The organism is Anaerostipes hadrus ATCC 29173 = JCM 17467 (assembly GCF_030296915.1).
Lineage (GTDB): Bacteria > Bacillota > Clostridia > Lachnospirales > Lachnospiraceae > Anaerostipes > Anaerostipes hadrus.
The window spans coordinates 484569-507873 of the sequence record NZ_AP028031.1 but is presented as its reverse complement, the minus strand read 5'-3'; the positions used below and the strand labels follow the sequence as shown (position 1 = coordinate 507873).

Sequence of the window (23305 nt, the reverse complement as noted above, 5' to 3'; positions counted from 1 at the left end):
TATCTTTTATCTTTATCATTTTCAGATCAATTTAACTCCAAAGTAGCAAACTAATCCATAGATGATAACGAATAATACGAAATATTTGATAACCTTTGTTAAGATTTCACTTTCTTTTCCTACCGTTGCTGTTGCCGCTGTCGCTACTGCGATACTCTGTGGAGAAATAATCTTTCCTGCGGTACTACCAACTGTATTTGCAGCTACCAGCCAGATCTGGTTGATATTTAATTCTGCTCCTGTACTTGCCTGTAACTTGGAGAATAGTACGCTGCTTGATGTAGAACTTCCTGTTACGAATGTTCCGATAGATCCGATCAGTGGTGCAACTAATGGATAAAAGCTTCCTGTTACACGTACGATAAAATCTGCGATAGACTGTGTCATTCCGCTGTATCCCATGATCTTAGCTGTCGCAAGCACTGCCATGATCGTAATGATCGTCTTAAACATCTGAATCACTGTCTTGCCTAAAACAACAAAGATCTCACCAACTGGACATCCCTGAATCAGTCCTCCAATAAATGCTGCGATCAAGATCAGCACTCCTGGTGTTGATACCCATGTAAATGTATATGGGCTTGCTCCCTCTCCACTATAAATTGGTACATTTGATTTGATCGCTGATAATGGATCATGAATCGCTGGTACTAATGTTGAAGTCAGAAGTAAGAACAGTAATACAAGAATGAATGGGCTCCATGCAACAAATGCATCTTTTACTGTCATCGTAGTATCATCATTATCTTCGATTTCTACATCAAATTTACTTGCCTTACCTTTCAGCATTACTTTTGCAAGGATGATCGTTACTGCCATACTGCATACAGATCCGATAACTGCTGGAAGTTCAGCTCCTACAAATTTTGCTGTCAGATATTGTGGTACTAAGAATGAAAGACCTGACATCAATGTAATAAATAAAATTTCTTTATAATCACCGATTCCTTTAGCTCCTTCATGTTTTCCTGTGATGAAAACAACAAGGAAAGGAACGAGAATTACCATGATCGCAAGTTGTAATACAACATAAGATGCTGTCATATGTGGACTAAATCCTGTTACATTTGCTGCTGTAACCGTTGGAATTCCGATGGATCCAAATGCTACTGGTGTCGTATTGGCTACCAGGCAAACAGTTGCTGCAAAGATTGGTTCAAATCCTAATCCGCAAAGGATTCCTGCTGGAATCGCTACAGCTGTTCCGAATCCTGCCATACCTTCCATAAATCCTCCAAATCCCCATGCGATGATCAGCACAAGAACTCGTTTATCTCTTGATACAGAAGTAAGCATTTTTTTAATAAGTTCCATGTTTTTCGTATGTACGACCAAGTTGTAAGTAAACACTGCTGCCACGATAACCAGACAGATTGGCCAGATTGCCATTGCAAATCCTTCTAACCCTCCTGTGAGGACATCAATAATTTTTTGCTTCCATAAAAAAAGTGCTTCAATGACTGTAATGATCAAAGCGATCGGACAGGCTACATGTCCTGCCATCTTTAATCCGCTTAATGCAATGATCAGCCAGATGATAGGAAGCATCGCTAATAAAAAGTGAATGAACATCTTAAGTTCTCTCCTTTCTTTTCAAATATGAGCGGGTTCCGATATCCTATTTTTCAGCGTATACGCGACATAGTAAGATTGGTCCTACCAGTTACTGTACTTATATGGTAGGACCAATTTGACAAAAAGTCAAGGAATTTTTTTCGCAAAACGATTTATTCTTTTTCTATTTTCTTTTCTTTTTTGTAGAAATTGCACAAAAAAAGCAGCATTTTTACAAACATACTATTTTCAATCCAACCATTTTAAGCCATTTGTATAAATACTGTTTTTTATTTATTTGTTAATTTTTCATCAATTTCCACAAATTTCGTATTTCGAACTATTTTACGGAGTCTTTTTCTTTCGTTATACTATTTTGATATTGCTTCCATATGATCGTGGACAATATCACTACAATATAGTCGTCAATGCCTGCCCATATATGACTCCATGAATCCTTGCAACCGCATTTAAAAGATACAATAACGGGATCAGCAGAACTTCATTGGCTAGTCCCATTTGTAAAAATGTAATAAACATATTTGCTTTGAATACAATTCCGATTGCTGCAACTGGTGCATTCCTATAGACTACGAGAGTCTAGTTTAATACGATGGTTGATACACTCATCAATATAGAAAAAATTGAAGATTAATTTTACTGTTTAATCTTACAAAACTGAAGAAAATATGTGTTATATTATCTATATACTTTATAAAACGCAAAAGAAATTATCACGAGGTGAATAAATAATCATGAAAGCTTACGAACGTTTATTAAATTACGTCAAAATTTTAACTCCAAGCAATGAAAACAGCCAAACTGTCCCTTCTTCTGATTGTCAGTTTAATCTTGCCCGAGTCTTGGAAAATGAAATGAAGGAACTTGGTCTCAGTGATGTCTACTTAGATGACAAATGTTACCTATATGGCAAATTACCTGCCACAAAGGGCTATGAAAACTGTCCTGCGATTGGATTTATTGCTCATATGGATACTGTTTCTGATTTCTGTGATCACCCGATCCGTCCGATCCTCACGAAGAATTATAATGGAGAAGCTCTTCCTCTTGGAGATAGTAGTCTGGTTCTTGATCCGAAAGTTTTCCCTCATCTTTCTTCTCTCAAGGGTCGTACTTTGATCACATCGGATGGTACAACGATCCTTGGTGCAGATGATAAGGCTGGGATTGCTGAGATTCTTACGATGGTAGAACGTCTGATCAGTAAAGAGATTCCTCATGGTCCGATCAGCATTGCATTTACTCCAGATGAAGAAATTGGAAGTGGTGCTGAGTATTTTGATATCAAGCGGTTTGATGCTGATTTTGCTTATACTTTGGATGGCGATACCGAGGGTGAGATCCAGTTTGAAAATTTTAATGCCTGTAAAGCTGAGTTTGAAATCACTGGTTTTAATGTACATCCTGGTTCTTCGAAGGATACGATGATCAATGCCTCACTTGTAGCTATGGAGATCAACTCTTGTCTACCTTCTATGGAGACTCCTAGAAACACGGAAGATTATGAGGGATTCTATCATTTGATCGACATGAATGGTGATGTTAGTCATGCAACATTACATTACATTGTGAGAGATCATGATCAGGGGTTGTTTGAGGCGAAGAAACAGACATTACGTTTGATCGCGAAAAATATGAACGAAAAATGGGGTAATGGTTGCGTTACTTTAACCATTACGGATCAGTATCAAAATATGGCCGAGATTATTAAGGATTGTCCTCATTTGATCAAAAATGCAAAGAAGGCTTGTGAAAATGCTGGTGTAGCTCCATTGGTTCTGCCGATTCGCGGAGGTACAGATGGATGTCAGTTAAGTTTTCGAGGACTTCCTTGTCCGAATCTTGGAACTGGTGGACATGCTTATCATGGACCTTATGAACATATTAGCGTTGAAGGAATGGATATGTGTGTTGATATTGTTGTGGAATTGATTAAATTGTATACTGAAGGTTGTTGATGTATAAATAGAGAAAGAACAATGTATTAGGGTCAGAAAAACGAATTTCATTGACGGCTTGACCCTAATACATTGTTCTTTCTCTATTTATACACTCAAATCTTTCAGTATACACTACTTACAGATAAGATACTTCATTCTTCACTTTTCACTTCTTTACGAAACTCTTCCTGCATCCATATGATACACGTCGTCTGCGATTCCCATGGTAGATTCTCTATGGGATACTAGTACTACGGTTCTTCCTTTACTTTCTTCTTTGAGTGATTTCAAGATGATTCCTTCATTTAAAGAATCCAAGTTACTTGTTGGTTCGTCTAGTAATAACATCGGGCTGTCGTGTAAGAAGGCTCTGGCGATTCCGATTCTTTGTTTTTCTCCACCAGACAGGGTGTCTCCGAGTTCTCCGACTTCGGTGTCGTAGCCATTTGGCAGGGACATGATCATGTCATGGATAGAGGCTTTTTGAGCGGCTTTTATGATTTCTTCTCTTGCTGCGCCTGGTTTTCCGATCGCTATGTTATTGGCGATGGAGTCGTGGAAGAGTTCGGTTTCCTGAGTTACGTAGGATTGTGTGTTTCTTAGTGTCTTGGTTGGGATTTCTTTCACGTTTTCTTCTGAAATCTTTATGTTTCCTTTGTTTACATCCCAGAAGCGCATCAGAAGTTTCAACAGTGTGGACTTTCCGCAGCCGCTTTTTCCACAGATTCCGATGACTTTTCCTTGTTTCATATTGATGTTGCAGTCTTTTAGGATGACTTCTTCATCATAGGCAAAGGTTACATCTTCTACGGATGCACCTTCAAAACTTATATCAGCTTCTCCTTCTGATTCTTCTACCATTGGTTCTTCTTCGAGTAAGGATAACACTCTTTCTCCACTTGCTAATGTCTGGTTTAAATTGTTTGACAGGCTTGACAATGCAGTTACTGGGCCAAAAGAACCCATCATAGCGATCGTTGCAAGCAGCATAGCATCAAATGTGACATTTCCTGCCTGATATAAATGATACATTAAAAAGAACATTCCAAACGAACAGCAAAGGATCACAAAGTCTGTGACAGCTCTTTGCATAGCTTCCATGCGATTCAGGTCTTTTTGCATTTTTCCTAATTCAATGGATTTTTCACTTATTTGTGCTTTTCTCTTTTTACCTTGTCCATACTGAATCGTTTCGTCTATTCCACGGAGAGATTCTAAGACAAAACTGTTCAGGTTTCCGAATCCGCTTCGGAATTCCATTCCTTTTTGTCCGCCTTTTTTTCCATTTCTTAATGGGATCACGCAGCCTACCAGAAGATAAGAACAGACTGCAAAGATTCCTGCATAGACATGAAATCTTCCGATAAATACAACCATGATCAATGAAGTTAAAATTGCGATCATGATTGGAGAGATCGTGTGTGCATAGAATACTTCTAATAATTCAATATCGGTTGTGATGATTGAAATCAGATTCCCCTTTTCCCTGCCGTCTAATTTAGCTGGGCAAAGCTTCCGAAGTACCGCAAATACCTGATGTCTGATGATCGCTAACAGTTTAAATGCAATAAAATGGTTACAATACTGTTCTGCATAATGGAGGATTCCACGCATCACTGCAAGAACCACCAAAATAATCAGATATTTCGTCACACGCTGCCCTTTCATAGCAAGAAGTACACCATGTCCGGCTGTGATCGTCAGGAAAATGGCACACAGATACCCTAAGGTTCCAAGAAGCACTGCCGCTGTCATAATGTGTGCCAGTGGTTTTACAAGACCGATCATTTTCCCCATAATCTTTATGGAACTTCTTCTTTGTTTTGTTGTATTTTCCATCTTACACCACCTTCTTCTTTAAAGACTCATTCCATGACATATTTGCAGCATAAGATTCCAGTTCCTTCTGCTTATCAAATAAATGCTGGTATGCACCTTTTTTACGCATTAAATGTTCGTGTGTTCCCTCTTCTGCAACAATTCCATCTTTCATCATATAAATACAGTCAGAATCTACAACATTGGATAATCTATGGGAAATAAACAAGATCATCTTTGTCTTTGATAATTCCCGAATGACATTCATGATCATTTCTTCACTTTCCATATCAATATTGGATGTCGCTTCGTCAAATATGTAGATCGGTGTATCAAACAGCAGCGCTCTTGCAAGTGCCAGACGCTGTCTCTGACCACCTGAGAAGTTTTCCCCGCGTTCTGACAAGACAGTCTGTAATCCATCCTGTTCTTTTAAAAATGCCAGAAGATTTACTTTCTCTAACACTTCTTCCATCTCTTCTTTGCTTGCATCTGGTTTTGCCATACGAAGATTTTCTTTGACTGTTCCTGCAAATAAATAACTGTTATGTGTGATCTTCGTCATATGGGACATCAATTCATTTTCCATAATATCGGAGATATCCACACCACCGATCTTGACACTTCCAGTATATCCACGATTTCTCGCTGTTAAGATCCCTGCCAGTGTACTTTTTCCGCAGCCAGATTCCCCAACAAAAGAAATAAAGCTGTTTGCAGGGAAGTTCATTGTGATTCCTTTTAAGATTTCACGATCTTTTTCATAAGCAAAATGAACATCATCAAGTGAAATCTCTAACTCTCCCTGTGGAAACTTGGATTCTCCGCTCTCTCCTTCTTCCAGATCAAGCAGTCCAAAAATCTTATCACTCGCTGCCATTCCATTCATCGCAATGTGGAAAAATGATCCTAACAATCTTAACGGAATAAAAAATTCTGAAGCCAACAATAAAATGATCAATGCTCCGCCAATCGTGATATTTCCAGCAATATACTGATGAATCGCTGTGATCATTCCGACAGCAGCGCCACCGTAGGCTATGATATCCATGACGCTGGTTGAATTTAACTGCATTGTCAAAACTTTCATCGTGATCTTACGAAAATTCTGCGCTTCCTCATCCATCTCAACCGCTTTCATTTCATCCGCCTGATAGATCTTTAATGTTGTCATTCCCTGAAGATTCTCAAGGAAACTGTCTCCTAATGTTGTGTATAGTCCCCAGTATTTATTCAATAATTTCTTTGCGAGTTTCTGCACCGCAACGATTGAAATCGGAATCAATGGAACGCAGATCAGCAGTACCGCACTTGCCTTTAAACTGATAAAGGATAAAATGATAAATAATGTTACTGGTGCTAAGATGCTGTAAAACAACTGCGGAAGATATTTCCCAAAATAAATTTCAAGCTGCTCCACACCTTCGGTACTCATCTGTACGACTTCTGATGTTGAAACATGTTCCCGATAAGAAGCCCCTAAACATAACAATTTCTCATAGATCTTTTCTCGTAAAATTCTTTTCACATCAACACTTGCTGCAAATGACGCCCTTGTTGCCATCTGATCACATAAGAAACGGATCGCTACTGCAACCACCAAAACCATAAATGTTGTAAGGATCACCTGATTACTCATCTGGTGCATCAAAATACAGTCCACCATTCTTCCAATGGAAAAGATCGCTGCGATCTGCCCTAATAATGCGATCCACTGCCACAGGACCATCTGTACAATATATTTTTTTGTATGGGAAAGTAATTTTACCAATCTTGTTTTAATCATATATTATTTCCTTTGCTTTCTCTTCTTTGACAGTTTCTACTTTCAGTCCGAAATATAAGAAATGAAAAATCCATACGATCACAAGAACAACACGACCGATCGGTACGTTGTTCATCATGATAAAACCGATTGCCATTAAGATCGTTACCATCGCAATGATGGATCTCTTTGTTTTCTTCGTCATTGCTTTCTCTTTTGCAAAGCTTTCCAAGTGTTTCTTGTAAAGACTTGTCCCTAAAAACCAATCGTGAAGTCTTTTTGAGCCCTTTGCAAAGCAAAACACTGTTGCCATGTAAAATGGAACCGTCGGCAGGATTGGAAGTACAACCCCTATCGTCCCAAGCACCAGACATAAGATTCCAAGTGCCATCCACACATATCGGATCGGATTTTTTCTCATATTTTTCATCTCCTTTTTTATTAATATTCTATACTGTCAGAACAAATTTCTGTCCATCGATATCTGCTACATTTAAATGAACATCGTAAAGTTCACTGATACTTTCGGTTGTGATCACATCCTTTGGATCTCCCTGTACCAATACTTTTCCGTCTTTTAATCCAATGACTTCATCAGAAAAATGAATGGCCTGATTGATCTCATGAAGTACCATCACGATCGTAATTCCGTATTCCCTGTTTAATTTCTTGACTAGTCGCAGAATATCCAACTGATAACGGATATCCAGATACGTCGTTGGCTCATCAAGGAATAAGATCTTCGTGTTCTGTGCCAGTGCCATTGCGATAAAGACTCGCTGTCTCTGGCCACCAGAAAGCTGACTTAACTCGCGGTTCCTGAATTCCTCAAGTCCTGTCACTTCGATCGCATGATCGATCAGTTTCTCATCTTCCTCACTTTTGCCGCCCATTAATTTCATATAAGGGGTACGACCATAAGAGATCAGTCGTTCCACGGTGATATCATCGGCCGCCTGATTATACTGATGAACGATCGATACTTTTCTTGCAAATTCATTTAACTTTAAATTCTTGATATTCTTTCCATGCAGAAAAACTTTTCCACGGTTTGGATTCAGATTCTTTGTCATTAGAGAAAACAGTGTTGATTTTCCACATCCATTGGCTCCCATGATCGTTGTGATCTTACCTTCTTTGATCATTAAGGAAATATCTTTTAGAATCTGATTGCTTCCATATGCAAAGGATAAGTCCCTGACTTCCATCGCTGGCTTCTCTTCTTGTAATCTTGCAAGGAGTTCTTCTTTATTTGCCATATCTTCCAGACCTCCTTAATAGTAAGATAAAGAACGGACCACCGACAACACTCATGATCACGGCAGCACTGACTTCATTTGGTGCTGCGATCGTACGTCCGATCGTGTCTGCCAGCAAAAAGGTAAATGCCCCAAAAAATGCAGAAAACGGGATCAGCATCTTATGGTTGCTTCCGACTAAAATTCTTCCGATATGTGGAACGATCAATCCAAGGAAGCTGATCGCACCTGCAACGGCTGTGGAAATACTTGCAAGTAAGACTGCAACAAGTGAGATCACGATTCTTGTGACATTGACATTCACTCCCAAGCTTCTTGCGGTTTTATCTTCCAGAGATAACAGATTACATTCCTGTGTAAATAACATTGCAAGGAATAATCCTGCAACCACATATGGAAGCAATGTTGTGACATCATCCCATGTCTTCTGTGTGATATTCGCCTCAACGATTGCTGCCACACCAGTTCTGTCCCCGCCGGACATAGAATTTAAGGCACTGGATAACCCAGTAAATAAGCTGTTTACTGCCACACCAGTTAAGATAATTCTCATCGGACTTAAGCCACCCTTCCATGACAAACAATACACCATGAAAAATGCGACCACACCACCTGCAAATGCTGCGATCGGTGTGAAGAAATATAGTGTTGGTGCAAATGCCGTAATAATGATAGCGATAAAACTTGCCCCGCTTGAGATACCGATAATTCCCGGATCTGCCAGTGGATTTTTCAATACCGCCTGGAATAACACACCAGAAACCGCAATGGCCGCTCCTGCTAACATTGAAATGATGATTCGTGGAAAACGCAGATCATAGATCGTTGCCACGTCTTTGTTATATTTGACAAACAGACCAGAAAGGAGCTCCCCAAATCCAACTTTCAGACTTCCGATATTAATAGAGGCAAAGAATAAAAGAATTAACAATATAATGACAACCCCAAAGGAAATCCATGCTCGCATCATTTTATTTTCCTGCCTCTCCTGATCGGCATTTCTCGAACTAACTGCTTCAAGGTCTGCTTTTTTTACCTTCTTGAAAAACATTTATTCTTTCACCTCCTGTGTTCCTTTTGTATTCTGATAAAAATCTTTTTCTAATTCACTTAATGCTTTCTTATATTTGAAGTTTGCACTCATTCCAAAGTATTCATATGTCAGGTCATAAACCCGTTTGTTCTTCACAGCTTCAAAATGTTTCCAGATATCGTTAGTTTCAAAGTCTTCGTTAAACATTTTTGTCACCTGATCTGGAAGTGCATGTGCCGCACGGACAATGATATCTGGTTCTTTCTTCTTCATATCCTCGGTATTGACGGTTAAAAACTCCTGATCCGTATTCTGGTAAACATTTTCACCACCAGCAAGTTTGACCAGACTTCCAACATAGGAATTCTCTGTCGCAATGACATAACTTCCTGGAAGTCCCATCAGTACGAGAACTTTGGGATGTTTTTTATTTTTATTTCGTTTTGTATAACTTTTATAAAATGTTGTAAACTCTTTGGTCATCTTCTCGGCTTCCTGCTGCTTCCCAAAGATTTCCCCTAATTCCTGAACCGAACGGTACATTCCCTGCACACTTCTTAGATTTAAGAATGCATACTCCGTATTCTTCAGTTCTTCAAACTTTGGTTTTAAGTCGGTTTCCAGAGAAGAAGGAGCTAAGATCCAATCAGGATTTAAAGAAGATACGATTTCCATATCGGGACTCATGGCAAGTCCGACTTTCTTTACCTTTTTGTATCTTGATGGAATTTTGGAAACACTGCTCTTTGGTACACCGACAAGATCAAGATCCAGCTTGTCACAAATATCTGCAACAGCCGGAGATGTTGCGACGATCCTTGGATTGCCTGACAATGCTTTGACTTTCGCCTTTGCATTTAACACTGCCTGTTTTTCCTTTGGATCTGTGATCTCAAGCATAGTTTCCACGCTCTCTCCCTGACTGCTCTTTTTGCTGTCTTTTGGGTGCTGGTTTACACAACCTGTCAGGAAACAAGAGGAAATTGCAAGCAACAGGATCAAAAAAATGCTCGGATATTTTCTTAATTTAGTTTTCATCGTTGTAAATCTCATCATATTCATCCTGATCACCACCCCATTTATCCCAGTTTTTGCGGTAATAGTAAACGATCGTCGCTGCCACTCCAAGTAAGACCAATCCTGAAAATGTCATAGAAACCGTTAAGATCAAAATCCATGTTCCCACAGACTTTTCAGAAGATGTTTTCTTCTTTGTGGTCGTCTTCGGTGCCGTAGATAAACTAAGTCCCTGGGCGTTGCTTAAGGAATCGTCACTGCTTTGTGTTGCAGCTCCTTGGGATGCAGTTGTTGTCTGTTGGCTGGCTGTATTATTTGTGTCAGCTGTTGTCTGGTTGTTGTTTGATGTCTGCGTATCGGAAGATGATGTTGTGACCATCAAAGCCTTCATACCTACGGAATTCCCTGCAGTATAATTACCTGGGTAGAAATAGAAGATGACGTTTCTTCCCATTGGTTTTACATACATGGAACAACGGATGATACTGTCTTGGGATGGAAGTTTGATCCTTAAATCTTTTGTTGTTCCATTATTATCTTTTCCTGTCGCTGTCTGTGTTACAGATTGTGTTTGAAATCCTGATGCTCCTCGTTTCTGTACGGAAAAACTCAGATCAGATGTATAATCTACGAGACTTATACGAAATGTCAGATAATAACCCCCAGAGTCTGTTACTTCCAATAATCCTTTGGATGATATTGCTCCTTCGACCATTCCCTGCCCAGTTGCTTTCGATGAACTTCCTCCAGAATCTTCTACTTTTCCAGTCACGGGATGCTCATATGTTCTTGCAATCTGACAACTGTAGACATTTCCTGATGCTGCTTTTACATCTTTTGAAAGACTCTCAAAAGACAGGAGCACCACTAGAATCAATATCCAGTTTTTTAATTGAACAATATGTTTTTTCATTTTTATAATCCCCAGCTCCTCACTTTATAAACTATACCTAGAATAGAAAGTAATACACTCATGATCGATGGTACTATGATCGGTGTTTCTTCCTTATCTTCCTGTAATGTCTGACTTCCACTGTTTGTTGATGTTGAAACCTGATCAGTATTAAGACTTCTTTCTTCCACAGCTGATTGTCCCTGTACATTGGATTGTGTTGTCTCTGGTAATTTTGAACTTTGAATCGTAACTTTCTCATGACTTCCTGCTGAAGAAGTATTTGAAGAATTTGTTGTCATTGTAGTACTGCTTTTTTCTGTATTTTTATCATTTGATACAAATTCCTTTGAATTTTTTACTGCCTTTATAGAATTAAGGTCTAATTTCAGATATACAGCCTGTGTACCACTTCCCGGACTGATCGCATCCATAATCGGAACAAACACTTGTAATGGAACATATCCGTCATTTTTTGCTTTTGATATCAATGGAAATGTTACCTGGTCTGGGTAATCACTTCCATAAGAATCTCTGACTTTCTTTCCTTTTGTGTCTTTTTGATAAGAATCCACGGTTACATTTTTTAACGAACCTGTTGGTACCTTATATTGATCGATCTTATAAGTATTCGTAAAGTATTTGATCTTGCTTAAATAGCCGTAACTTGAACTAATATTCAATCCTTTAAAATCAAGTGTTATATCATATTTTCCATTTTTGACTGTGAGTTTTATCTTGTGATTGATTGCTTCATTTGCCATGGACTCTGTCTTCTTATCTGTCTTTAACATCTTGCCAGAAATACTGTAAACCCCATCTTCTAATTTCTTTATATTTAGCTTTGATTTCTTTGTTGTAGTTTTCTTAACTTGACTTTTCTTTGCTGTAGTTGTTGTTTGTTTGTCTTGCTGTGTTGTAACAGATGACTCAATTTTCGTCTCGTCACTTACCTTCTTTAATGTACTCCAGTCAAATTGAAATCTTGCATATTGAAGACCACTCCCTTTGCTGATTGCTTCCATAACAGGCACATAAACTTGAACCCACATCTCTTCTTGTTGATAATTCACTGGAAAATTCATGTAATGTGGATATAGTTTCCCTTTTACCTTAGAATCTGTCCCTGTCTTAGGATCATTATAGCTGTCATATGTATTTTCAAAATATGATTCTATATTTATCGGGATCGGTGTTTCATTTTCTGGTGCCTCGATCTTTCCAGATGTTGTCTTCCAGTTTGGAAAATAAGACATCTGAGCAAGATATCCTGTAAAATCAAGCTTTCCTAATTTTGTACTCAGTGCCTTGCATTCTGCTCTTACTGTATACGTTCCATTTTTTACGATCACTTGTATTGGCTGAACAATCCCTGCATTTCCCATAGAAGCCTGATCTGATGAGGCACTTCTTAAGAAACTTTGCATAGTATAAGTTCCATCTTCTAATGTATTTTTTTCATCCGCTGCTGCCTTATGATCTACAAATGCAGCACCAGCCAGACAGCATAATATAACGGAAATGACACAGCTGATAAAACGAAAATATTGTGCTTTTTTCATGATTTTTTTCTACTCTTTTATGGGGACTATAAAGCCCCTGTAGGTTTACAGCGGCTTTATCATTTGTTTCCTGTTACTTTTTAATTTTTACAGAAACTGCTTTTGAATATTTACTGTATGTTACTTTCTTTCCTGCTTTTTTAATTGCACGGACTTTATAATAATATGTCTTTTTCTTTTTCAGTTTCTTATTTTTAAATTTGGTTGTCGAAGCTTTTGTGATCGTCTTAACTGCTTTGTATTTACCATTCTTCTTTGTCGCACGATATACAATATATCCTGTTGCACTTTTGACTTTCTTCCATGTTACTGTTGCCGTTTTCTTGGAAGAATTCTTAACTTTCAGACCTGTGACTGCTACTAACTTTACAGTCGTTGTCGTCTGTGTTGCAGTTGGCTTCTGGACTGTTGCAACTGGCTTCTGAACTGTTGTTGATGGTTTTTGTTCCTCTTTCTTTGGTGCTTCTTCTGTTACATCTTCACTGCTAAAATCTTTATCATCTGCTGTTGTTTTAACGACTGATGTAAAATCTAAGGAAAGATTCATTTTCTGAGTTCCCATTCCTGATGCAATGCTGTCCATAATTGGTATAAATACCTGCATTGGTGCGATTCCTGTTTCTACAGCTTCATCTGTCAATGGGAATGTTACAAGATCAGGATAATTGCTTCCAAATTCATCGGATACAATGTCACCATTCGTGTTTTTCTGAATCTGATCAACTGTAACGTCTTTTTCTGTTCCATTTTCAATGTACTGGATCTTGTTTAAGTATCCATGGAATGTCTGTCCACCGAATGGAATATTCATTGCCTTTAAGTTTAATGTGACATAATATTTTCCATCTTTTACTGTTAACTTTACTTTATGTGCGATCGCATCATTTGCCATTGATAGATGTTTTCCATTTGTTTTTAACATCTTTGCATCTACTTTGTAGATTCCATCAGAAAGTACTTCTTTGTCTTTCTTTTCTTTTAATGTATCCCAATATAACGTGATCTGAGCATCTGTATCAAACTTTCCATGATCAAATGTAATTCCACCATGTTCACCACTTAAATTGCTCATTGCTGGTACATACAATTTAAAGTTTGCTTTATAAGTTAATTCTGGTTTATCACCTGTTAATGGCATATTTACAGTTGTTACACTCTCTCCATCTTTTGTTTCTTCGGATCCTTCTTTTGTCAGATCTGATCCATTATAATACCCATTAAAAGCTAATACATCCATTGCTTCTTTTGTAACCACTGGATATGATAATGTCATCTTTCTATTTTTATCAACCTTTAATGTTGCTGTTACTTTATTCTCAGAATTTGCTGCAGACAAGCTATGTTCTACTGTACTTGTCATGTTTTTCATCTGAATCCCATAAGTACCTTCTTCCACTGTTTTTGGTGCTGGTGCAAGAACTTCCTCTTTTGATGTTAATCCTAGAGATTCCATAACTGCATTTTTAATCGCGGAAGCACTTGTCGTTGCTCCAGACACTGTATCGACTTTGTCAAAGGAATTCTGATCTGTGATATCTAGACCTTGTATCTGGTCTTTGATTTTATTGATCGCTTTTGGAAGGTAGATATTTTCATTTTCTTTAGCATATTTTCCTTCGAAATTTTCTCCTTTAATCTGAAGATCTGTCACTTTTCCATCTTTGTATGTAACAGTTGTTTTAATATCGTATCCACCGAACTGTGCAATATGAATCGTATTTTCTTTTGTTCCATCTGATACGTTTTCATTTCCCTTAAGACTTGCATAATCAACCTTTAAAAATGCATCTGTTTCCTTTGCTATCGGACTGATCATCATATGAAGATAGATACCATCGGTTGTCTTTGCACTCTCTGGAATTGTAAATTTAATCTTTGTTGGATTACCAGCTTCATCTGTTTTCTCAACAGTCACATCTTTTGTTTCTGATTTTGTATCGTTTCCCTGATAAACTTTTAAATCCTTTGCTGCACCTGTCATTCCATAAAGATTTAATGCTTTTAATTCAACTTCTAAACTTGCTGTTCCATCTTCTGCTACTTCTAATGTTGCATTTTCACCTACAGCCCCGGCCGCCATTGAATTCTGTTCAACATCATCTGCTTTTTTTAACGACACTGGAACTGTATAAGAACCAGCTGACAAACTTATTTTGTTTGTTCCAAATGCATTAGACACTGCTGCCTTTACAATTGCTGGATGTGCTACATATATGGGTGTCGCTGTTCCAGCCATTGCAACAGCTAACAATAATGGCATGATTTTTTTCTTTATATGATATTTAGTTTTTCTCATAATCTCTCCTTCTCTTAATTTATAGGCATTATCGGTTAGTTTTAATTAACTCACTTCTTTTTTATCATGCATCAATATTCTCCGTCAACGAAAACAAGTTTTTCAAAATCGTTCATATCTGATATTTTAAATTTAAAATTTCTTTAAAAAAACACGTGTTTCTGCCATTTATCAATAAAACACAAGGTGTTGCAGGCGTGCAACCCCTTGTGTTTTATTGATAATTCTTCTCATTTATTTTTTGATCAATATGCTTTTCTTTGAGGAGAATGCACCATATACTTTCTTACCTTTAACTGTACGATAAGCACGAACTTTGTAGTAATATTTTTTATTTTTCTTTAACTTTGTATTTGTGTAACTTACTTTTTTATTACCTTTTACTACCTTAACAAGCTTATATTTTCCGTTTTTCTTTGTTGCTCGATAAACTTGATATCCATCTGCATTCTTTACTTTCTTCCATGTAATACGCACCTTACGTTTTTTCAGATTTTGCAGATTAATCTTTGACACTTTCTTAAGAATATCTTTCACTGTTGTCATTGATAATTTTTGTGTCGTTGTTGTATCCGATGGCTTTTGTTCAGTTGTTGCACTTGATGGTTTCTGTTCGGCTGTTGTATTTGATGGTTTTTTATCATCGTTTTTAGATACTGCTAATTCGTTTGAATATACAGTAAAACGGTATTGTTTTGTTCCATTTAATGTCGCATTTAAGACTTTCTTTATTCTGTATGTTCCCAGATTTGATACACTAAAGTTCCCTTTTAATTCTTCTGCCTGATCAGTTTCTGTATCTTCTTTAACTGTCTCCCATGTACCATCTGCATTCTTTTTCTGAACTTCTGTAATAATATCCCAGTCATATTTTTCATCCATAACTTCTACGATATTTTTATCTTTCCATCCGTTCTGCTCCAGCATATCTTTATAATCTTCAACCGTTTCTATTTCTCTGGCTTCGTCACTTGCTGTCTTATCAAACCAGAATGCAAGATCTAATACACTTAAATCCTGGCTCCAACTAATCTTCTGACCGTTATCTTCCTTTAGTTCCAGATTCATCGCGTTCTTCTGTGGATAAAATTTATTGATCGCTGTGTCTGATTTTTTCATCACTGCCGGATCCACAACTTTGATATTATTTAACGTAAGATCAAGCTTGTGAAGTACTCCATCATAATCGTTTTCAAATGTTTCAGGAAATGCCTTCTCTGTAATATTGGAGATCTGATTATCGTGGAAATCTACAGAATATAGTTTTTTATTCTTTGCAAATGTTCCATCTGGCACTTGAGCAATATAGTTCTTGTAGAAATTAACCTCCTCAAGATTTGACATCTTTGTAAAATCAATATTCGAAATGTCTTCTAATGCATTATTGAATGCACTGATCTTTCGCAATTTCTTTGTTGCTGCATTGATACAGTTTGGAAGTTTTACAAACTCGTTATTGGATAATTCAATAAAATTAATCGTATCTCCAGCATCATCTAAGAGATGATCTGGTAATGCATTTAATTCATTTCCTGAAATGGATAGCTGCTTTAGACTTGTATCTCCATCCAGTGCCCCAGCCTCTACAGACGTGATACTATTATTATCCAGTTCAAGATATACTAATTTATCCAATCCTGACAGTGTATCTTTCTTAATCTCCGTCAGATTATTTGCTCTTATATTGATCCAATTCAATTTTTTTGTATTTTTAAACGCATTTTCTGGAAGAGCTTTTATATGATTTGAATTCAAATCTACATACTCAAGATTTGTCATATTATCAAAAAATCCCTCTGGAATTTCTGTGATCTTATTTCCTGAAAGATCCAATTCTTTAATCTTATCTGATAAACCTTTTAACAGATCGATATTACTCAAATTCTTGTTTGATAAATCCAGACTTCCTTCGTCTCCATTAAATGCTGCTAATTCTTCCTGGGTAATTTCTCCATCATTGTTCGTATCAGCTCCTGCTTCGATCAATGCATCAACCAGGGTCTGGTTCGCATCTTTTTTATCATATCCTTTCCATCCTTTTTCCAAAGATGTGAATGTGATATCCGCTTTCATATATTTGTCATAGTTACCTTTATCAGATTCAGATCCCATAACGGATACTAAAGCTGCCGCTGTATGTATTTTGCTCAGATCTTTAATGCTCATTGTATATTCATATGCATCATAAGAACCATCACTATTTGCATCCCCATACGCTTCTTTTGTTGCTTGGGCAAACGTTCCATCTGTCTCTAATGTGAAGTCAAGTAAGTATTTCGCCATGGAGATATTTAACATGGATAATTTCATTTCTCCATCTTTTACTGTCAGTTTTGCTTTTCCTTCAAAATATCCACCTAAGGAAGAGGGTTCCTTGCTGCCTTGTTTTGTTGCTTTAAGTGTAACTGTATATACACCATCTTCTGTTGGATTTAATGTTGGATCTTCTTTTTTAAACGTATCAATTGCTTCCCTTAATGCAGCAACTGCCTGATCGATCTGATCCTGAGTTGCAGATTCTTTATTATATACATCTTCTGCTGTTTTGATCGCTTCCTGGAATGCATTCCATTTTTCATCAGATGCCGATTCTTTCGTATATGCTTTTGCTGCTGTGATCATATTATTTAACGCATTTTTATCGATCACTGCATCTCCTGATTTCAAATCTATCTGTGAAACGAAAGTTACTGTTTTTGCTGTTTTGTCGACATTCACAATGATCTTTTTATCTTTGTAACCATTTGCTGAAACAATAATTGTGTTTTCGCCATCTTTGATCGATCCCATATATACACAAAATCCATCAGAATATGTCATTGAATAATAATTATCTTTTCCTTCTTCATCATAAACTGGATATTCCTTGTCGTTCACTACAACTTTATTGATCTTACTGCAATAATCTGAAGAAGTAGATGCATATTTATCCATTTCAGTAAATTTAATATAATTTTCTGTTCCTGACCAGTTTTTTCCCCATTCTGCTTTTGTGATCGCAATTCCTGTTTTTAATCCAGTTTCTGTATTTGCCGCTTTTACCTGTACAATACCTGTTGATAAGATTACTGTCTGTGGAACTGCCATTGCTACTGCCAGTGCTACTGCCAGTGAATATGTTAATACTCTTTTTCTCATCATTTTCTCCTTTGTAGATTATTTTTTGATCTTAATTTTTTTGATCGTTGAAAATTTTCCGTATACTTTTTTGCCAGATACTACTTTATAAGCACGTACTTTGTAATAATATGTTTTTCCTTTCTTCAGTTTTTTATTAACATAAATTACTTTTCCAGCTTTTTTCAATGTTGTGATCTTCTTAAACGATTTATTCTTCTTCGTTGATCTGTAAACTTCATATCCTGATGCATTTTTCTGCTTTTTCCAGCTTATTTTCACAGATCTCTTTGAAGATTTTTTTATTTTAAGCTTTACAACCCTTGATGGTTTTGCTATTTGTATTTCTTTCTTCTTTATTGTTGTTATTTGCGAAGTTGGCGTTGTTGCTGTTGTTTTATCTTCCTTCTTGTCTTCTTTCTTATTTTCAATTGTTACTTCATTTGATTTTGCTTCAAATAAGAAATTTCTCATAGAACTCATGTAACCATAAACATCCTTTACAACTCGATACGTTCCATCTTCTGTAAACTTGAAAGAACCATCCATTTCGTCTGCTTTTCCCTCATTGATTCTTTGATCGATCGTTACAAATCTTCCATTTGTGTCTTTCTTTTGAATTTTGGTTACGATATCCCACTGATATGACAAATCTTTTAATGTCTTTGTAAAATCGCCTTCCGCATATCCTTGTTCTTTCAGATATTCTTTATATTCATCAACTGACTGAAGTTCTTTTTTCTTTGCATCATTTGTTTCTTCATACCAGAACATCAAATCCAACGCACTTAACTGCTGTGACCATTTCATCTCTTGATCACCGCTTTTCTCTAGTCTTAATTCCATTGCGGACTTCTGTGGATAAAATTTATTATATGACTGGCTTTTATTGATCAGCTTTTTATCTATGATCTGCATGTTATTGAATTTAAGGTCCAGTTTCCTTAGACTAACTCCATTTGGAAGAATATCTGGTGATACAGAGGTCAAATCATTATCAAACAGATCCAAACCATCAAGTTTTGTATTTTTTGCAAATACATTTTCTGGAATCTGTGTTATCTCATTATGCATAAGGTTTAATTCTGTCAATTCCGGAAGTTTTGAAAAATCAACTTTGCTGATATCTTTCATTCCATTATCCCATGCATGCAGTTCCGTCAATGAGGAACAATCCTCTACTGCTTTTGGAAGACTTTCCATATTATTTTCCTGTAAAAACAACATTTTTAATGATCCTGCCAATGGTTTGAGACTTCCATCTTCTAATGTTGTGAGATTATTTCCATATAAACTCAGCTGTTCTATTTTTTTCATACCTTCAAAGGCATTCTTATCAACTTTTGAAATCTTATTGTTTTCGAGTCCTAAGATCGTCAGCTGATCTAGTCCTTTGAATGTTCCATCTTCTAATGTTGTAATCTCGTTTCCATCCAATGCGATCCAGTTAAGTTTTGTGTTGCTCTTGAAGAATCCTTTTGGGATAGACGTAAGTTTACTATTTTCCATATAGAAATTTTCTAATTGTGGCATCATCATCAACAGATCTGATGGAAGCTCAGTTATGTTATTATAAGAAAGATCAAGGGTTGTCACAGACTCCGGAAGGTACTTGAGCAATTCCAATCCTTCATTACTTAAATTGCAATTCTGTAATTCCATCTTGTCACCTTTGTATTGCTGAATTTCTTCTTTTGTGACAGTTCCATCATTATTCTTATCCAGTCCATAATCGATCAACGCCTGATTCAGTGCTTCTTTTCCTGTTGGTTTTTGATCTTGATCTTTGATGGCATCAAAGCCTGTCCATCCTCTCTCGATCGACATATCTTCTATATCCGCTTTTGTATATTTTTCATAATTTCCTATATTGTCTCTGCTTCCTCCCATAGGTTCTGCCAATACTGCGATTTTTGTGATGTCTGACAATTTATTGATCTGAATCTTATACTCATACATATTATAAGTGTCCGCAGAATTTTTTTCTCCTACTGGAGTTTTTTCAGATGTTTTATAATTTCCTTCTGAATCTCCAAGTGTGATATCGTACATCATATCTGCATATGTTGTACTAAGGATATTTACCCATGTCTTTCCATCCTGAACAGTAACTTTAATCTTTGGATCAATAAATCCGCTTAGCATTGATTCCTCAGATGTTCCTTCTTTGTTGATCGTCATTGATAATGTATAAGCTCCATTCTCCGTCGGATCTTCCAGGATCATCTTTGCCTTTGCTTTTTTTTGTAAATGAATTCCTTTTGCAGCAACATTTTGTAATGTTGCTGGATTACTTGTTGCCAGAAGGATTGCTGAAAATGCAACTGCCAATCCTCTATATAACTTCCTTCTTCTCATTTCTTTTCCTTCCTGTTATTTGGTTTTTAATGTTTTCTTTATACTCCAATTTCCATAAATCTTTTTGTGATCGTTTGTTTTATATGCTCTGATCTGAATATAATATCGTTTCTTTGATTTTAATTTTTTGATCGTTTTACTTGCCGTTTTGGCATTTACTTTGATCCGTTTCGCCTTTTTCATATTGGCTTTTGTTGCATATCGTATTTCATATCCTGATACTTTGGATTGTTTTTTCCATGTTAATCTGATCTGTTTTTTTCCTGCTTTTAGTTTTTTTACAACGACTCTTGGCACGGCTATTTTTGTGTTCGTTGTTGAAGTATTTTGAATCACTGTTGTTGTGTCTGGTGTTGTTGCATTTTGCATTGCTGTTGTTGTATTTTCAACATTGTTTTTTATATCAGGATCTGATTTCTTATCTTCTTCTACCGTGATCACAATCGCATCACTGATATCTCTGTTAAAGTTGTTTGTTCCTGTTGCCACTGCGTATACTCTTGCTGTTCCAGGTCCAAGAATCGTCACTTCTCCATCCTTGCTTACCTTTACAACATCATTTTCATTTGCAATAAATTCAACTTTCCCATCTCCTGGTGCTTCAACATATGCTTCTAACTTAAAGTTTTTGTCTGAAACATATTTCTTATATGAGGTAACTGGAACTTTGATCTTTTGATAACCTTTATCAATCTTGATCGTTACTTTTTCTTCTGTTTCTTTATACTCTTTTGTCTCGGATGCTTTGATCACGATATTACATTTTCCACGTCCAACGATCGTTACTTTTCCATCTTTGACCGTAGCAATTTTCTCATTTGTTGTTTCATACGTGAGATTTCCGTTTCCTCTTGTTATTTTTGCGTCAATTGTAAATGATTTTCCTGAATCATTCATTGTTTTATTTATTTGTGCCGGGGCTGAGATTGCCTGGTATTCTTTTCCGTCTTTAGATTCTGCTGCTTCATTTGTGTTATATTTTTCCAAATGTACATATCCATATCCAAACTCTGTATCCTTTCCAGATTCCCCAAGATCTACTGCATTATCTTTAAACGCCGCATATACATCCCTTTGATTATAATCTGGATGTTTCATTTTGACATAAGCTGCTGCCGCTGCCATATGGGGTGTTGCCATAGAAGTCCCGCTTATCGTATTGGTTGATTCTTCTCCATTGATCCATGCACTATAGATATTTCTTCCTGGTGCAACAAAATCAAGTAGTTCTCCATTATTGGCAAAATCTGAACGAATCAGGTTACCTTTTGCATCTGGCTCAAATGATCCAACTGCGATCGTCCATGGACTGCTCGCTGGATAACTTTTAGAAGTATCTGTGTATTCATTTCCTGACGCAGCACATACTGTTGTATTTGCTTTAAATGCCCTTGCAAACGCTTCATCCATTAGAGTTATCTGATCATTTTCAAATCCTGACATTATTTCAAATCCAAGACTCATATTAATAATATCTGCTTTATGTTCTACTGCATAATCCACCGCATTTGTGATCGTTGCATAGGATGCTGTACCAAGAGCACTAAATACTCGAATTGCCATGACTTGTACTTCTTCTGGTGTTGCCTGCGTAATGATCCCTGCGACATGACTTCCATGTCCTTGTTTTGTATCACTATATGCTGGCTTCGTTTTATCATCTTCATTTCCTTCATCCAACGCAAGATTTATACTGTTTTCTCGATCTAGCCTGTTCTTAAACCATTGATGATCCACATTAATTCCACTGTCGATCACGGCAACTTTGGCACTTTTATTTTTCCAACTGTCTTTTTCTTCCTTAAGTTGATCCATTCCCATTTTTTTAATTCCATCGTATGCCGCCACTTCATCTGATCCATTATCTTTTGCTGCTTCTTTTAGTGTGATTGGTATATCTTGAAATATTGTTGTTCCTGGAAGATCCTTTTTTAACTTCTCACATGCATTCTTTGCCTCTTCTGCAGAGTCATAAAACAAAATCTGGTAATTTCCCACTGTGTAGTAGTACACACTGTTAGCACCATAAGTATTTTCAATCTCATCTCTTGTTTTTACGATCAATTTTTGTTTAATCGTTTCATTGACCTGAGATTGAGTTATTTTTCCTTTCATTCTGGCTGTATTATTATTTGCTTTTTCTCTCATAACTGCAGCCATCTGTTCTGGCGTATTTACTTGTTTTGCATTATTATTTGTCTGTGATGCTTTTATGTTTTTTCCAAATGGAATAATTGAAAATACCAAAATCGCGCAGATTAATAATGCTAAAAAACGATTTTTCATAAGTTTCTCTTTTCCTCCCTTGTTGTAATCAATTTATAATATTTTTAAAGTTAGTTTTGACTAATATTTACCATAACTATTATTTTCATGTCAATCACAACAAATTTTTCAAAGAGAACAAAAAAAGAAAGTGAAAAATTCACAAAATTTTCACTTTCTTGATATTTACGTTCTTTTTTTAATTTTTCTGAAGTTGCATTGATGCAACAAAATTATTGTTAATAAGAGTTTTTCTCATTTTATTTTTTTGATACAGACAAAAAATCTGAATTTTTATCTGTTATTTTTCCATTGTAGATAAAAAAGAAAAAGAACCCAAGATCGCACTCTTAGATTCTTTTTCTTTTTGTTAGCTATTATTTTACACTCACCGAAGGTTCATGTTCT

At 36.5% G+C, this 23305-nt stretch carries 14 protein-coding genes; 1 reads left to right on the top strand and 13 read right to left on the bottom strand.

Translation table 11 applies throughout. From position 1 onward, the window contains the following. Positions 1 to 21: 21 nt before the first annotated feature. Positions 22 to 1572 (bottom strand): L-lactate permease, encoded by a 1551-nt coding sequence (locus QUE18_RS02425; RefSeq protein WP_008394106.1) that lies wholly within the window; start codon positions 1570 to 1572, stop codon positions 22 to 24. Between the two features lie 737 nt (positions 1573 to 2309). Here QUE18_RS02425 and pepT point away from each other — a divergent pair. Continuing rightward, the gene (pepT, locus tag QUE18_RS02420; RefSeq protein WP_009203213.1) at positions 2310 to 3533 is read left to right on the top strand and encodes a peptidase T; all 1224 of its coding nucleotides are present in this window, start codon (positions 2310 to 2312) and stop codon (positions 3531 to 3533) included. 156 nt (positions 3534 to 3689) lie between these two features. Here the strand turns inward: pepT and QUE18_RS02415 are convergent, their stop codons facing one another. From QUE18_RS02415 to QUE18_RS02360, 12 genes are all read right to left on the bottom strand, one after another. Then, a complete protein-coding gene (locus QUE18_RS02415) occupies positions 3690 to 5354 on the bottom strand; it encodes an amino acid ABC transporter ATP-binding/permease protein (RefSeq protein ID WP_009203214.1) in 1665 nt (554 codons plus the stop codon). A gap of 1 nt (position 5355) precedes the next feature. Next, on the bottom strand, positions 5356 to 7119 hold the full coding sequence (locus QUE18_RS02410) for an ABC transporter ATP-binding protein/permease (RefSeq protein WP_009203215.1): 1764 nt from the start codon (positions 7117 to 7119) through the stop codon (positions 5356 to 5358). Continuing rightward, positions 7112 to 7528 carry a YbaN family protein gene (locus tag QUE18_RS02405; RefSeq protein WP_008394101.1) on the bottom strand — a complete coding sequence of 139 codons (417 nt, stop codon included), beginning with the start codon at positions 7526 to 7528 and terminating at the stop codon, positions 7112 to 7114. The genes QUE18_RS02410 and QUE18_RS02405 overlap by 8 nt, the downstream gene beginning before the upstream one ends. Before the next feature lie 19 nt (positions 7529 to 7547). Further along, positions 7548 to 8357 (bottom strand): ABC transporter ATP-binding protein, encoded by an 810-nt coding sequence (locus QUE18_RS02400; RefSeq protein WP_009203216.1) that lies wholly within the window; start codon positions 8355 to 8357, stop codon positions 7548 to 7550. After that, positions 8347 to 9408 carry a FecCD family ABC transporter permease gene (locus QUE18_RS02395; RefSeq protein WP_009203217.1) on the bottom strand — a complete coding sequence of 354 codons (1062 nt, stop codon included), beginning with the start codon at positions 9406 to 9408 and terminating at the stop codon, positions 8347 to 8349. The genes QUE18_RS02400 and QUE18_RS02395 overlap by 11 nt, the downstream gene beginning before the upstream one ends. Further along, positions 9409 to 10452, bottom strand: a complete 1044-nt coding sequence (gene isdE / locus QUE18_RS02390) for a heme ABC transporter substrate-binding protein IsdE (RefSeq protein WP_009203218.1) — start codon at positions 10450 to 10452, stop codon at positions 9409 to 9411. Next, a complete protein-coding gene (locus QUE18_RS02385) occupies positions 10418 to 11320 on the bottom strand; it encodes a heme-binding Shp domain-containing protein (protein ID WP_009203219.1) in 903 nt (300 codons plus the stop codon). Before QUE18_RS02385 ends, isdE begins: the two co-directional genes overlap by 35 nt. Positions 11321 to 11322: 2 nt before the next feature. Further along, a complete protein-coding gene (locus QUE18_RS02380; RefSeq protein ID WP_009203220.1) occupies positions 11323 to 12861 on the bottom strand; it encodes an NEAT domain-containing protein in 1539 nt (512 codons plus the stop codon). 73 nt (positions 12862 to 12934) lie between these two features. Continuing rightward, the gene (locus tag QUE18_RS02375) at positions 12935 to 15157 is read right to left on the bottom strand and encodes an NEAT domain-containing protein (RefSeq protein WP_009203221.1); all 2223 of its coding nucleotides are present in this window, start codon (positions 15155 to 15157) and stop codon (positions 12935 to 12937) included. Between the two features lie 234 nt (positions 15158 to 15391). Further along, the gene (locus QUE18_RS02370; protein ID WP_009203222.1) at positions 15392 to 18298 is read right to left on the bottom strand and encodes a leucine-rich repeat domain-containing protein; all 2907 of its coding nucleotides are present in this window, start codon (positions 18296 to 18298) and stop codon (positions 15392 to 15394) included. A gap of 15 nt (positions 18299 to 18313) precedes the next feature. After that, on the bottom strand, positions 18314 to 20632 hold the full coding sequence (locus QUE18_RS02365) for a leucine-rich repeat domain-containing protein (RefSeq protein WP_009203223.1): 2319 nt from the start codon (positions 20630 to 20632) through the stop codon (positions 18314 to 18316). 15 nt (positions 20633 to 20647) lie between these two features. Further along, positions 20648 to 22918 carry a S8 family peptidase gene (locus QUE18_RS02360; protein ID WP_009203224.1) on the bottom strand — a complete coding sequence of 757 codons (2271 nt, stop codon included), beginning with the start codon at positions 22916 to 22918 and terminating at the stop codon, positions 20648 to 20650. Positions 22919 to 23305: the final 387 nt, after the last annotated feature.